The sequence below is a fragment of the Phormidium sp. CCY1219 genome (assembly GCF_055795085.1).
Genome location: NZ_JAYFEQ010000264.1, coordinates 1 through 13,902 on the forward strand (window position 1 = coordinate 1; position 13,902 = coordinate 13,902).

The window sequence follows — 13,902 nt, forward strand, 5'->3', positions numbered from 1 at the left end:
TAATTTCATTCCAGATTGTGCCATACTCAGAAACTTCCAGCAATTGCTAGATTTTTCCGGGTTAAATGTATCTGTAAGCTTGAGTGAATGATTTGGGACATCACCGACAATCGCGCCGGTACGACCATTGACCAAGACCCGATAGACCTGATGGCGATCGCGATAAGTCCCCAACCAAACCGGTAGCAACACCTGCTTAAAACTCAAGGCAGGGTAACGCAGAGAAAGGTGTTCGAGGCGTTGTTCGTCACCGCCCATCTGACGAATGGCATCTGCGTGAAGAGTAGATGCCATCAAGTCTTTAGCCGTTTCAAGAGCGGCTTGAGGCAGCAAACGAGATGCTAGGGTGACATAGCCTTGGAGATACGCCGGATCGTAAGGACGCCAGGACTCCAGGAGGCGAGAGAATTCCAGATTTTCCAATTGGTGAGGGGGGATGAAAGGGGTCGCCGCGATCGGCACCTCATCAAAAAAGCGACTCACCTGCCCGGAACGCCCAGACCATTGCTTGCGCCTGATGTAACGAGTTTTTCGTTCCGCCTCGCCCCAATCATTAATTTCCGTGTGGGTTTGAGCGATCGCCTGGTAATCCGCGCGATCGCCCCGATACTGAGCGATCGTGTAGGCGTCGAAAATCCAGAACGGTAAATAAACCCCTTGGAGCCGTTGCAATTGGCTTAATTTGACCCGGGGAGTTAGAGAAACAGGCAGTTTGGCAATCCAGCGTTGAATGCATGCAGTGGCGGTTTCAGCGTCGAGAGCAAACGGAACAATGCCCGTGGGACAGACACCGGGGGAAGGGGTTTGAGGTGGAGTAGCGATCGCCGAGCGACAACAGGGACATTGAGTTAGCACCGTTGGCGGTTCAAAGACAACAGCGGTGTGACAATGGGAGCATGTAACCTGCACTGCAGCTTTGGACAGACCCCCGCCACCAGAGTAATGCAGATGCATAGCCTCAGAAGGTTCGATCGTCTGCTCAGTGGTTTGGAAAAGCGACGCTTTCCATCCGCAACGAGGACACTCTCGCTTGCCCCAGCGGGCATAGAACTGTAGCGTTACGCCACAGCAAGGACAGGGAAAATCATCACCCCCCTCAGTGAAATCCACCATTGTAAGTTGAGCTTAGTTCTACAGTCCAGCGCACGTGAAGCCAAGCCTAACAGTAGTGATGACTGGCTTGCATGAGGAGGTTTTCACGATTATTGTAATTGGATTTCCCTCGAGAAAGGGATCGAGGGTAGGGAAAAAAATTTCCCCTCTTGAGGCAAGGTAGACAAGAGGGGAACACAGGTGGAATGAGTGGAAAGGAACAAGAGGCGATCGCCCCTATTCCCGAACGCCCAGCCTCTGCAGGGAGAGTGAATTATAAAGGACGATAGACGCGATAGTTAACTTTCGGGAAGATATTGTCGATCGCTTCGACCTTTTCCAACCAACCCGAATCGATTTTGCCCTGGTGGAGATCTTCATTGAGCTTGTGAAAGCGCATCAGATGCGATCGGGTGCGGCGTACTGCATAGGGCACCATCGTTCCCGTTCGCATAATAAACGCCCAATCCGAAGACTGAGCCAGCAGCAGTTCGCGCGCCGCTTGGTTGAGCGCCCGCCACTCCAGCTCATCAGCCGGTTCGCGCTTACTCAGCTCGATCATCCGTTCCGTAGCTTTGTGCAGGTGGGGGTAAATCCAAGCATTCGTTTCATTGAGCCAATACTCGTGGAATCCCTTGTAACCCCAGCTTGACTGAGAAGGACGGCAGACCTGCTGAGTTGGATGCCCGCGCAGATAATCTGCCAAGTGGGTCATCTCATAGGTATTTTGGTCATACCAAGACTTGCGGAACAGATAATCGATAAACCACGGGCCTTCATACCACCAGTGACCGAACAACTCAGCATCGTAAGGAGAGACAATAATGGGTGGGCGCTGCATGATTCCGTGCAAGTGATGCACTTGGGTTTCGCGATTGAACATAAAATTCCCGGCATGTTCAGCCGCCTTTTCCCTTGCCCAATAGGGGTCATAGAGCGCTTTTTCCCCTAGATCCAGACCGCGCCCGGTAATCTTGTGGTATTTGATCCCGATATTTTTGCGCTGGCCGTTGGGCATGATGTACGGTTTGATATACTCGTATTCCGCTTCCCAACCCAAATCCTTGTAAAACTCGCGATATTCTGGATCCCCAGGATAACCCACCTCAGACGACCAAACCTGCTGAGAAGATTCGTGGTCGCGACCGAAGACCCCCACGCCGCACTCGGTAAAAATCGGGGCATAGGTACCGAAGCGAGGACGAGGACGAGCGTAAAGAATGCCGTGACCGTCCGTGAGGAAATACCGCACACCCGCATCAGCGAGCATTCGTTCTAAGCCTTCATAGTAGGCGCATTCTGGGATCCAAATGCCTTTAGGAGGACGGCCAAAGTTTTGCTCGTAGTGTTCGCAGGCAACCTGAATTTGCGCCCACACTGCCTGCGGGTACATTTTCATCAAAGGCAAATAGCCGTGGGTCGCTCCGCAGGTAATGATTTCGAGATTGTTAGAGTCTTGGAATTGTTTGAAAGCGTTGACCAAATCGCCATCGTAGCGTTCCCAGATTTCGCGAGCGGTATTGAACTCAGAGGCGTAGTGTTCCGCCAGGTAACGGATATGGCCATAGTGTTGGTTATGCTCGATTTCGAGTTCGATGAGTTCCTCGAGTTTAGCCAAGTGTTCCTCGTAGCGCTCTTGAAGCAGAGGATCGCGCAACATGGACACCAGCGGAGGGGTCATGCTCATGGTGATTTTAAAATCGATCCCATCGCGCTTTAATCCTTCGAATACTCGCAGTAAAGGAATGTAGGTTTCGGTGATGGCTTCATAGAGCCATTCTTCTTCTAATACATAATCGCTTTCCGGGTGTCGGACAAACGGAAGATGGGCGTGCAGGACGAGAGCAACGTAGCCAATAGCCATAGGTACGATTTCTGGGTAATAGATAAAATTGAGGGAGGCTTGGGGAAAGTTTACAGTATTTTTAGATTTTAAAATCAAACCGGGTCGTTACAGATTGTTGCTGCTCCCTGCCTTGCAAATTCTCGCGCTTTTCTGTTGCTGCACCGGTTTGGGGTTTCGCCTCGGCGGGGATTGCACTTCGAGCAAGAGGCTGGCGATTCCGATGGGTGGCACTTTACGGATCCGTGAGCGTCTACCATAAAAGAAAAACCCACCAGGACCGAGTTGTGCCGATGTGAAATGAAAACCGTTCGATAAACAATGAAAAGGACGATCGATCCATGCTAAAAACCGCCACTTTTGGCCTATTGTGTTTGTTTTTGGGTGCCATGACGGGTACCGTCAGCGCAACCGCCGAGATCGAACCACAGACCCCTGAAGCGAGGGTTGCGATCGCAACTGAGCTTTTGGCACAAACGAGCCAATGGTCAGACGTAACCATCCAGTTGTCCGATCTTCCTGAGGGTTTTACGGCGATGCCCGCCTCCGAGTTAGCCGAACTCAAGGAAGAACTGGCGCGAGACGATATTGATGTGGAAAACGTCTTTGCCTTCGTCGCGCAGCAACGCTTTCAACTGATTATGGGGATTACCACCCTCCTGCAAACCCAGCAACAGCAGGAGAAATTTGATGAAATTCTGCGCGATCCCCAAGTGCTGCGAACTTTAATTGCCGAAGAAATGGACACGCCCGAAGATCCTGCCGAACCTTTAGATGTCAAGAGGATTGGCGATGCCGCAGGTGGGGTGCGCTTGCCGGTGAATCTGGAAGGGTTAATGGCACAGTTAGAGATTTTGGCGTTCCGCCAAGACGAAATGGGGGCGTTTATTTTCGTACTCTATCGTGAGGGGGAACGACCCTTGGTGGAGATTGCGGAGATCGCCCGCCAATTGGAAAGTCGCGCCCAAGCGGTGGTCTCCCGTCCGAATTAACTCTCGGGTTAACTTCGCGCGATCGCCTGCCCTTGCCAAAAACCTGGCGATCGAAGCCAAATCTAGGTTGCGCGTGCCATTCGGGGCAATTTTTGCGCTATGCGGCAGGAAAAGGGGAACAATAAACTTAAGCAGCGCTCCTTCGGGTGGCGAGCCGACAGCCTGTTCCCAGTAAAATTCCCCTGCATTCTCCACCAGGTTGGCTCTGGGCGCTGGAACTTCAGCCCGGTCAGACCGCCCGCCAGGGACACCCAAAGCGCCGATGATGGCCTCAATTTTTCAAGCATTATATGGGTCGCTGGCGATCGACGTAACATCGGCTCAACCAAAAAAGCTCCATATTGAATGGATTGTAGTTGATAGCATTTTTGACACCTATGACTGCTCCCGTGCATCTATCGGAATCCAATATCGAAAAAATTGTGGATCGGATTTTTACCACTCATCGCATCACTCGCGCCGATCAACAAATGTTTATGAAAACCCTGTTATCCAAGAATGCGCTCACCCCCCGAGAGCAGGTACTCATCGACCGCGTATTTGACGCACTGCGTAGCGGATTATTGCGAGTTGTAGATTAGATCTGATTCGTGAAGCAGGGACACCCAACATAAAAGCACGACAAGTTTTGTCGTGCTTTTATCTGACATTCTCCCGACAGTGACCCCGATCGCTTCGGTGCGGGGTTCCTCCTTCAAGGAGCCAACTTACTCGAGGAGTTCTCACTTATCGCGCAGGGGTGGCACTCTCCAGAGGCGTTTGCTGGTTCGATACCAGCGGTTCGGGACTGCACCCCCCTACGCAGATAGAGTCAAGCCCAACGCCAACGAACAGGACTTTTTCTTTATTAAGAGTTATGAAATAAATTTACCATAAAATACAACAATTGGCTAGCGCGATTCATCTGCGCGATCGCCCATTCGGGTAGCGCGCGAGATGAATCGCGGGTTTAGGTAAAGTGGTATTGTTCAATATCGCTCTCGGGTGGCCAGACAGTTCCCCGGGCAGGTTAAGTTTTCCATCGTCCAACACAGCACGAGGAGAGCGCGTACAATAATTCTAGAGAGAGAATTCTCCTCAACCGCCCACCTGGGAGCTATTCACAGACCCCCTGATGAGCGATCGACCGCCGATCGCCTCGCGAACCTTTAACCCGATAGAGATTTCAGGTTGAATGCTCTAGCTCGACCGAACGAGAAAAGGGTTGGAGGTGGGTATTCTCAACAGTAAAATTATTTTTAGATTTACGCACCCTTTCCCATGCCTCTATTTAATGCACCGACGCACCAAAAAGAACTGGCCAAACAAGGCCAACCCGAGGCGATCGCCGCCGTGGTTAACCATGCGATCCAATCCCAAGGGATAACGGCAAAAGCGGTTCTCAAAGACGGCTCTTTGCTGCTATTACTCGAAGCGGCAGAAGTTCCCGATCGCACGGCATTAGTTCCCTTTATCAAAAAGGGACTCAGCGAGTTGGGGATTGACTCGCTTCCGACTCTGAAAATCTACGGACGTCAACTGGGGGAACGTCAGCCGGCTTGGCAGGAAGAAGTTGAATTAGAGCCTTTCCCCGAACCCACTATCGATGAAGATGAGGAAATGCTCATCGGCGATGACCAGGAAATGCTCATCGCTGATGATGAAGAAATGCTCGTGGGCGATGATGAGGAAATGCTCGTAGGCGATGATGAGGATTTTGCCGATGACGAGGAAATGCTCGTGGGCGATGACGACGAGATGATGGCAGAACCGGATTTAGAGGAGGATGAATTCGATGACGAAGACTACGAGCTAGAAGACGAGGAGATCCCCGAGGACTCGACTCAGGACAAAAAATCCGATGGGAAAAAACTCTTTGTCCTGGTACCTCTGGCGATCTTAGTGGTGTTGGCAGGGGGCGGTGGGGCATACTGGTTCTTTATGAAATCACAAGGGACGAGCGAACCGACCCCCGTACAATCTCCCACCCCGGAATCACCCACGGCACAATCACCCGCCCCGGAATCACCCACGGCGGAATCTCCCGCCCCGGAATCACCCACGGCACAATCTCCTGCCCCGGAATCACCCACGGCGGAATCTCCCGCCCCGGCGGCAGATCCCTTTGCCGAAGCAGTCCGAAAAGCGACGGAAGCGGCGAATCTCGCCCAAACTGCGGCAACTCAGTCAGAGTGGAACCAGGTGGCAGATCTGTGGCAGCAAGCTAGCGATCTGATGGCGCAAGTGGCGCAAACCAGCCCGAATTACGAACAAGCGCAACCTCGAGTGGAGCAGTATCAGCAAAATGCGAATATTGCCGAGCAAAACGCGGCTGCTGCGGTTCAGTAATGCCGATCGCGCAGTTGTTCTAGCCAACTCAGGTGCCCCACAATCCCTAGGGGCAGCAAACGGTGGTTCCTAGAGGATCCCCAACTTTGCCGTTCGGATTGTGGGGTGGAAATTGTCCACCTGCCGCACTGTTGCCTCGAATCCCTCGCAGAAGGGGGGGATCTGTCTCGATCTCATCGGCTGCTAACCCCTTGCGCCCTGACAATCGATCTCAAAATCACTCAGGGATGGGGAGAGTCGCGAAGGAACTTTCTGTGTTTAGCGTTCGGGTTAACGCTATCCTTAGAGTGATGCGCCAGCTTCGTATGATTTCCCAGGACCAGCCATGACCGAAACTGAGCTTTTGGAACTCGCTAAACAGGGTCGCCCAAACGCGATCGCCGCTTTAATCGATCGCTCCTTGCGACCTAAAGGGATCTCGACAAAAGTCTCCCTCAAGCAAGGGTGTTTGAAGGTGATCCTCTGCGCGCCCAACAAGGTTCCCAATAAAAAAGTCTTGGCTGACTTTATTTATCAAGGAACGCTCGCTTTAGAGCTGACATCAATTTCCTCTTTAAAAGTGTATGGGATTAAAACCGGCAACCGCACCCCGGCTTGGTTAAAAGAATTCAAACTCGCCCCTCACTCGAACGGGCGGGCAACACCGATTGGGGAAATTGCTACGGGAAGCGATCGCCTTGACACCTCCCCCAACCCATCCCCCACAACCACTCCCTCTAAATCCCCGGGAAAAGCGGTTTCCACCGCCGCACCAACCACTCGCCTCAAGTCCCGAAAAGCGCAGAATCAGAAAACTTCTCGTTCTACTGTGGTGGAGGAAACACCAGAATCCACCTCGACAGATTTATCCTCCAGTTTTACCGCACAACATTATGAGGAATTACTGCGCGATCGCGTCATGCTCCCCCCTCGGGGAAAATGGGGATTAGATTATTACGTGGCTATTCCTAAACTTGCCAAAGCCTTGGTGGAGTTTCCCCCTGCCAAAGGAGAGATTTTCTCCGCGATCGGCGTGCGATATCAAGGAGAACTAGCTTTTTTAGTGCTTACAAAACGACATCTTTCTTGTTTTGTCTTTCCAGAATTTTCCAGCAAACCCTTTAAACGTTTTGCTTTAAATTTTAATAAAATTTCCCAAATAGTGGCGACCAAAAAGGGATTGATTATCCATCGAAAAAACGGATTGAAATTGCGAATTTATTTTTCGCATTCAAAGTTAGCGCGCAAGTTTATAGAAGAAGAACTGTCTAAGTTTATTGATATCGAATCCGGGCGGTGGATGGCCGCCGACCGATATGAAATCTCGTTAACCTTGTTTGGATACCTAACTATTTTACTGGCGGTGGGCGTCAATTTAATCGGTTTGTTTTGGGTAGTCAAACTATGTCTCGAAACCCTACTTGGATCGTTAAGCTAACGTGAAAATAGGAGGAGCAAACGGCAGCGATCGCAGTAATTTTGCAAGAGCACTCATCAGGGGTGAACCCCATGCAAGCCTCGCCATAAAAAATTTTCCGAGCCAAATCGGCATTCGATCTGCTTACCAGAATACTCCGCCGAGTGCTTCATCTGCTCAAAGCTTCGATATCCCGAGAGCGGTTTAGAGAAAAAAGAGCGAGCGATCGCAACAGATATCGGCGAGGCAGTGTGGAAGAACAAGCCTTCGCTAAAACATCTCTCCTGCCTCGCCATCTCCTCTATAGATCTCATCAACGCTTTTACGATTCGTTTTCCTTGCGGATTCTTTGTGCTTGAGCTTGAGCCGTTTCGCTGTTTTGCAGATAGAGCGCCGTGCGATTCTGAGCCGTTTTGTAACGGGGATGATCCGAAGGAACCGAAGCCATCAACTCGGATGCTTGTTGCCACTTAGCGGCGATCGCCAACCATTCGGCAGAAGTTTTCGCCACCTTTCCTTCTGCAGAAGCTTGTTCGGCAAGGCGCACTGCTTGTGCAAAAAATTCTTCCCTGGGGTCTGGTGCGGGTGAGGCACCAGCTTCTCCGGTTTGGGGAGAGTTAACAGCACTGTGCTGCGATCCGAATAACGATTGGAAAAAAGACCAATTATAAAGACCAAATCCAACCCCCACCACCAGCAAGCTGACGCCAACTCCACGGACGATTCCTCGGCGGAATTGGCGCGACTCGCGCACTTGACGGGAAGAGGAGGGTTTGGGGAAGGCGGGGTTAGTCCGAGATTTTGGACGAGTTTTGAGATCGAAAATGAGCTGTTGAATAATATTCGGCTTTTTGAGCGTAATTTGTTGTGACCAGAGAAGTTGATTTTGCGGATCGCGATTAATTTCGTCAAACCAGAGCAACTGCTGTTCGCGAACCAGTCGAGAGTTGATTTTTACTCGACGAATATTGCGCGGTGCGAGGGATTCGAGAATGTCGCGGATCCGATCGACCAAGGGATCTTGCTCCAGGCGCTCGACACTAGGGGCTTCGCATAACAGTTGCAAGACGCCATCAGCCAAGACAGCGCGGGTTCTGACACCAGAAGAAGCCAGTTTGTGGTTAAGGACTTGAATAATCGCCGAAACACTGCCCTGGCGAGCTTGACTGGCGATATCATCCATCGGATGTACCATGCTTTGGTTCAGCAATTGATGATTAGTCAACTCTATCTAGCGGTAATAATTTACATTTAGAGATATAGCGTATCAGTTTTTTTGTCAGAGTACCCCGTTTAAGTCAGGACCGATCGCGCCGATTGCGATCGCCCCCTTATCTGCAATCCGGTGGGACTTAAGCCCCTGTTAAGCGTCACTGCAAGGCAAAACGATCGCGAGATTTTTTCGGCGCTCCATCCTGTCGCCGCGTTGGAATTAGTTGTACTTATCATCTGCCCTGCGCTCGAACCAGGATAAAACGAGCAAACGAGCGATCGCACCACCCGCGCTGAGAAATCACAGCGTAACGAGAGAATTATAGAACCATCTGATGTTAAATCACCGAGTTGAGAGTCAACCGGGAACGTTGTGGCAAAATGGATGGCAAACCCACCCGAAACAGGGCGGAGCTTACGCCATCTAAGATTAGCCATAATTAATTAGGTTGCGCCAAGTAATGGTAGATCCACATCTGCCGTCGGTAACGAACCAATTCAGTCAAATCCTCTTAAGATCGCGAACACTCAACATGCCTACCTATACTGGAATTTCTAGCGAAGCCTTTCGCCATCCCCTCGACGTCGGTGCCGAGCAAGCGTTACGAAACGTGCCCGGATTCGATCTGGTTGCCCGCAAATTTGTAGAATTCCTGGTGGAGCGTCCGCAGTACGTCTATTTGATGGGCAATAGCATCCAAGTCAGTCCGCGTCAGTATTCCACCCTGCACGGAATTTTTCGCGAATGCGTGCGAGATTTAGACATTTCTCCCGAACCGACTTTATTTGTCTCCCAAACGCCGTTAGTCAATGCCTATGCCTTGGGGCAAGACCTGCCGTATATGGTCTTAAACACCGGGTTAATCGACGTGCTGAGCGAACGGGAAATCCGCGCGGTAATCGCCCACGAACTCGGACATATCAAATGCGGTCACACGCGGTTAATTCAGATGGCGAGTTGGGCGATTACGGCGATTTTTTCCCTTGCGGATTTGACTTTAGGCTTGAGCCGCGTTCTGAGTACGGGATTGATTATGGCGTTTTATGAATGGTTGCGAAAAGCGGAATTATCTGCCGATCGCGCCGCTTTATTGGTGATGGATGATTTAGAAACGGTGATGCGGACGATGATGCATATGGCGGGGGGGTCTTCGCGTTACGCTCGGGAATGCAGTCTGGAGGAATTCGTCAGCCAAGCAGAGCGCTACGAACAACTGGATGAAGATGGACTCAATCAAGTTTATAAGTTTTTTCTCTATAACAATCTTTCGCAAGGGGTATTTTTGACCCATCCGGAAAGCGGTGGAACGGGTGACTTACTTGCAGCAGTGGGCGAATTCTGAAGAGTATCGAGATATCAAAGCCGGTCACTATCGGCGATCGTCGGCAGAAGAGTCGGTAGAGGAGGTGCCATCGTCCTCGGATGCGGAGGAGGTGGAAGCATTGCAGCGTCAAATCGAACAGTTACAAAGAGAAATCAACCGCATCAAGGGTCAATAAAAGACGAGAAAGGGGGACGGCGTTTTGTCGAAGCATCTGTATCATAGGAATCGGTTGTTCAATCGGGGCAGCTAGCCCCCAGTCAATTTTGATTTTGGCTAACTCAGGGACTCCCTACCGGAGTATTATTCGATAGCGATTATGCCAATAGCCCATATTTTTCCATCGGTTTTCTCCGCGATCGCCTTACTTGCCTTGGCGACGGGCTGTTCCACTGGGATTTCACCCCAGGGAAGCGATTCGTTTGGCACCAGTCCTGCAGTGGCTCAATCCCCTGTAGCTCAGGTGTCGGATCCGTTTGCGGAGGGTATCAAGTACGCCACCCGGGCGTCTTCGTTGGTTCAATCGGCACAAACGCCGGCAGACTGGGATGAGGTGTCGAAACAATGGCTGCAGGCAATTTACTGGATGCAGTCGGTGCCGCCCTCGAGTCCGCGACGGGCTTTTGCTCAGAAAAAGGTGGCGGAATACATGCGCTATCTGGCTTATGCCCAACAAAAAGCGACGGTGAGTTCTCGGCTTTCTTATCCGACGTTTAATAGCGATGTGCTTGACGAGCAATTGGGATTGTATTTGTCGTACATTGCGGCGATCGGTCGCCCGGATGTGCTGATTGTCGGCAGTTCGCGGGCGTTGCAGGGTGTGGATCCCACAGTGCTGCAGCAGGCGTTGGGAGCTAGGGGCAAAGGGGGGCTGAAAATTTTTAATTTTGGCGTGAATGGTGCCACGGCTCAAGTGGTGAATTTTCAATTGCAGCAATTGTTAAGTCCCCAGCATTTGCCGCGCATGATTCTGTGGGCGGATGGGGTGCGGGCGTTTAATAACGGACGAAGCGATCGCACCTACAATGAGATTCGCCGTTCTCCGGGCTACCAGCGTTTGGCTTCTGGGATTCGTCCGAGTTTAACTTCTGCAAACTCCACTGCCTCTTTGGTGGAATATCCCCAGGGGTCAGCATTTCTCCAGCCGGTGAGTGACTCGCCCGATTGTTCGGGGTTGGCGGAGCTGTGGCGTAAGGTAGGCGAGACACCGGAGGGGAAGCTTCCCCTGCGTCTTCATCCGGCGATCGTTCGGCGCATGAATTCCCGGTGCGAAGGGCATCAGTTCACGGTGATGCGATCGCCAGAAACCACCACGGGGGCTGATGTTTCTCAGGCGATCGCTGCCGCCCCCAGGCAGATGAGTGCAGTGGGTAAGGCGATTGACGCTAATGGGTTTTTCCCGGTCTCTACTCGCTTTAATCCGGCGAGTTACTATCGGCAAAATCCGCGAGTAGCCGGTCGCTACGACCGCGATTATGCCAATTTTCAGCTTGGCGGCTCTCAAGGATCGGCGTTGAATGCAGTGGCGGCTTTCGCCCAATCTCGCCAGATTCCTTTGGTGGTGGTCAATCTGCCCGTGACTCAGGATTACCTGGATCCCACCCGCAGCCTTCGCGAGCAGCAGTTTCGCCAATATATGCGCGCGGCGAGCGTACGCGCTTTTCTCTGGCGGGATTTATCTGCGATCGCTTCCCTGACTCGCAATGACTATTTTCAAGACCCCAGCCATCTCAATCGGTATGGAGCCGCTGCAGTGGCTCGCCAACTGGCGGCGGATCCTAACATTCCCTGGCCCACTCGTCAGCAGTAGGCTCCCCGCAAGGGGAATTTTTTCTCCCAGATTGGTGATTCTAAACCTATTTCCTCTGCAGTTGTCAATCCTCAATGGTTGATTGTTTGTTGCGAATTAACAATCGGGATGCCACCCCCACCGATGGCATCCCGATTCTTCGGGACTTTAGCCTTACGCTAAGGCGCGATTACCAGAGCGCTCTCACGGGCTGCTGAACGTTAGAGACTACATTATTGCTCTCGTCCACATCCAGTTCCACCCGGTTTCCCGGAACAATCACGGCTGTGGTGCAGACATCCGGGGTGACGACGTAATTTCTGATACTGCCGTCGGGTAGTCGCAATTGCAAAATGGTGCCTTCGCAGGAAATCACATCCCCGGTGATACGTACCACTCGGGTGCTAGTTGGAGTGGTGGGGGTGGTGGTGGTGGTGGTGGTGGAAGTGCTGGTGGTGGTGACCTCATCGGTGGGTTCCATGACGGTGACTTCTTCAGCTTGCAAGCCGGTGTCATCCAACGTTACCATAATTTCCATTCCGGGAAGCAAGCCCAGCCGCTCTCGGTCGATTTCGTCGATTTCTACCACTTGGGTCTCGCCGTTGGGAAGACGCAGCACCACTTGATTGTTGGCACCAATCCGTTGAATGGTGCCTCGGATAGTCTCGTTGGGACGCGCTTGGGCGATGGATTGCTTGTCTCGCGTTTCCACCTGGGTCTGCGCTAATGCCGGATACCCGGCAACCAAGGAGAGTAGCACCGATAGCATTGCGCCTGTTAAGAGTTTCATATTTTTAATCCGCATTAGATCCTCACTTCAAAATTTCGAGGGAGACAAAAAAGTTTTCCCGGTTAGTCTAGATTTACCAACGTTGATATTTTTGAATGAAACATTGTCCTTAGACTAACCGTCCTGGGTTCTGGCTGTAATCTACCGAAAGATATAGGTGATTTTTGTAACAGCCCTTACCCAGCTCGAAACGGTTCGAGAGTCAATACAATTCCTGCAAAAAAGTGGCACTCTTTGCAGAGTTCAGATACAATCTTACCAGTTTTTCTTTAAATTAGTATTAAGAGTTTGTTAGGAATTAGAAATAAACGAATGGTGCGAGGAGATTTTCTATCGAAACGGTTTATTCTGCTAAGCTTGAGTACGGTGTTCCTGTTCAGCTATGGGTCAAAGCCAGCTTGGGCAGAGAATTCAAGCTCTACTGAGGTATCAGCGAGCAATTTGGGGACTTCGGAGTTTGAATGGGTGCCGATTCCGGAACCGGAATTGCCTCCTTTGGGAGATTATTCCAAATTTATTCCCTTTGAGCAACTCTATCCGGGTCAGACGCCGCTACAAACCCATTTAGTAATTCGGTTGAGCGAGCGCCGAGTCTATCTTTATCGCAACGATCGCTTACAAACCAGCTATCCGATCGCCGTGGGAAAGGCAGGTTGGGAAACGCCTACTGGCTCGTTTGAAGTCATGCAAATGCAGCGCGATCCGATTTGGGAACACCCCTGGACCGGCGAGATCGTCTATCCCGGACCGAATAATCCGTTAGGGGCGCGCTGGATCGGGTTTTGGACCGATGGAAGAGATTTTATTGGTTTTCACGGTACGCCGAATGAGGAATTGGTGGGACAAGCAGTGTCCCACGGCTGTATCCGAATGCGAAATCAAGATATTTTAGCATTGTATTCCCAGGTAGACATCGGAACCCCAGTGACGGTGGAACCTTAGTGAGTCACAAAAAAGAACAAAGAAGTGTGAGTTACTAAAAACGTCACACTTCTTTTTGATTTTAAGGGAAAAAGTGTAAGCTAGACCACAGACGGCTGGTCGTTGGTCGTTGGTCAATTGTCATTGGTCATTGGTCATTGGTGGTTTGTGGTAAATTGTCATTAGTCATTGGTCATTGGTCATTGGTGGTTTGTGG

At 51.2% G+C, this 13,902-nt stretch carries 13 protein-coding genes; 8 read left to right on the plus strand and 5 right to left on the minus strand.

Annotated features, from left to right (window positions below; genetic code table 11):
- Both AC0QH1_RS03285 and AC0QH1_RS03290 read right to left on the minus strand, forming a co-directional pair.
- Nucleotides 1-1,113, minus strand: a 1,113-nt coding sequence (locus AC0QH1_RS03285; RefSeq protein ID WP_324629410.1) for a hypothetical protein, incomplete at its 3' end; no start/stop codon positions are given.
- Nucleotides 1,114-1,366: 253 nt separating this feature from the next.
- The gene (locus tag AC0QH1_RS03290) at nucleotides 1,367-2,956 is read right to left on the minus strand and encodes a glycoside hydrolase family 57 protein (RefSeq protein WP_324629411.1); all 1,590 of its coding nucleotides are present in this window, start codon (nucleotides 2,954-2,956) and stop codon (nucleotides 1,367-1,369) included.
- Between the two features lie 320 nt (nucleotides 2,957-3,276).
- Between AC0QH1_RS03290 and AC0QH1_RS03295 the strand changes: the two genes are divergently transcribed.
- From AC0QH1_RS03295 to AC0QH1_RS03310, 4 genes are all read left to right on the plus strand, one after another.
- Complete coding sequence (locus AC0QH1_RS03295; RefSeq protein WP_324629412.1) at nucleotides 3,277-3,927, plus strand: hypothetical protein; 651 nt, start codon at nucleotides 3,277-3,279, stop codon at nucleotides 3,925-3,927.
- Nucleotides 3,928-4,304: 377 nt separating this feature from the next.
- Nucleotides 4,305-4,508, plus strand: a complete 204-nt coding sequence (locus AC0QH1_RS03300; RefSeq protein ID WP_324629413.1) for a hypothetical protein — start codon at nucleotides 4,305-4,307, stop codon at nucleotides 4,506-4,508.
- 679 nt (nucleotides 4,509-5,187) lie between these two features.
- On the plus strand, nucleotides 5,188-6,255 hold the full coding sequence (locus tag AC0QH1_RS03305; RefSeq protein ID WP_324629414.1) for a flagellar basal body-associated FliL family protein: 1,068 nt from the start codon (nucleotides 5,188-5,190) through the stop codon (nucleotides 6,253-6,255).
- 325 nt (nucleotides 6,256-6,580) lie between these two features.
- Nucleotides 6,581-7,672: a hypothetical protein gene (locus AC0QH1_RS03310; RefSeq protein ID WP_324629416.1), complete on the plus strand. Its 1,092-nt coding sequence runs from the start codon at nucleotides 6,581-6,583 to the stop codon at nucleotides 7,670-7,672.
- Between the two features lie 301 nt (nucleotides 7,673-7,973).
- Here the strand turns inward: AC0QH1_RS03310 and AC0QH1_RS03315 are convergent, their stop codons facing one another.
- Entirely contained in the window at nucleotides 7,974-8,846 is an 873-nt protein-coding gene (locus tag AC0QH1_RS03315; protein ID WP_442957273.1) for a hypothetical protein, read from the minus strand.
- Between the two features lie 98 nt (nucleotides 8,847-8,944).
- Nucleotides 8,945-9,100 carry a hypothetical protein gene (locus AC0QH1_RS03320; protein ID WP_324629418.1) on the minus strand — a complete coding sequence of 52 codons (156 nt, stop codon included), beginning with the start codon at nucleotides 9,098-9,100 and terminating at the stop codon, nucleotides 8,945-8,947.
- 296 nt (nucleotides 9,101-9,396) lie between these two features.
- Between AC0QH1_RS03320 and AC0QH1_RS03325 the strand changes: the two genes are divergently transcribed.
- The 3 genes from AC0QH1_RS03325 to AC0QH1_RS03335 all read left to right on the plus strand — a co-directional run bounded on the left by AC0QH1_RS03325 (nucleotide 9,397) and on the right by AC0QH1_RS03335 (nucleotide 11,995).
- Nucleotides 9,397-10,206, plus strand: a complete 810-nt coding sequence (locus tag AC0QH1_RS03325; protein ID WP_442957271.1) for a M48 family metallopeptidase — start codon at nucleotides 9,397-9,399, stop codon at nucleotides 10,204-10,206.
- The gene (locus AC0QH1_RS03330) at nucleotides 10,175-10,363 is read left to right on the plus strand and encodes a hypothetical protein (protein WP_442957272.1); all 189 of its coding nucleotides are present in this window, start codon (nucleotides 10,175-10,177) and stop codon (nucleotides 10,361-10,363) included. The genes AC0QH1_RS03325 and AC0QH1_RS03330 overlap by 32 nt, the downstream gene beginning before the upstream one ends.
- A gap of 141 nt (nucleotides 10,364-10,504) precedes the next feature.
- Entirely contained in the window at nucleotides 10,505-11,995 is a 1,491-nt protein-coding gene (locus tag AC0QH1_RS03335) for a hypothetical protein (RefSeq protein ID WP_324629419.1), read from the plus strand.
- Nucleotides 11,996-12,164: 169 nt separating this feature from the next.
- On the opposite strand, the gene AC0QH1_RS03340 is transcribed toward AC0QH1_RS03335, so the two are convergent.
- On the minus strand, nucleotides 12,165-12,764 hold the full coding sequence (locus AC0QH1_RS03340) for a hypothetical protein (protein WP_324629421.1): 600 nt from the start codon (nucleotides 12,762-12,764) through the stop codon (nucleotides 12,165-12,167).
- Between the two features lie 312 nt (nucleotides 12,765-13,076).
- On the opposite strand from AC0QH1_RS03340, the gene AC0QH1_RS03345 reads away from it, so the two are divergent.
- Nucleotides 13,077-13,706: a L,D-transpeptidase gene (locus AC0QH1_RS03345; protein WP_324629423.1), complete on the plus strand. Its 630-nt coding sequence runs from the start codon at nucleotides 13,077-13,079 to the stop codon at nucleotides 13,704-13,706.
- The last annotated feature ends 196 nt before the right edge of the window (nucleotides 13,707-13,902 follow it).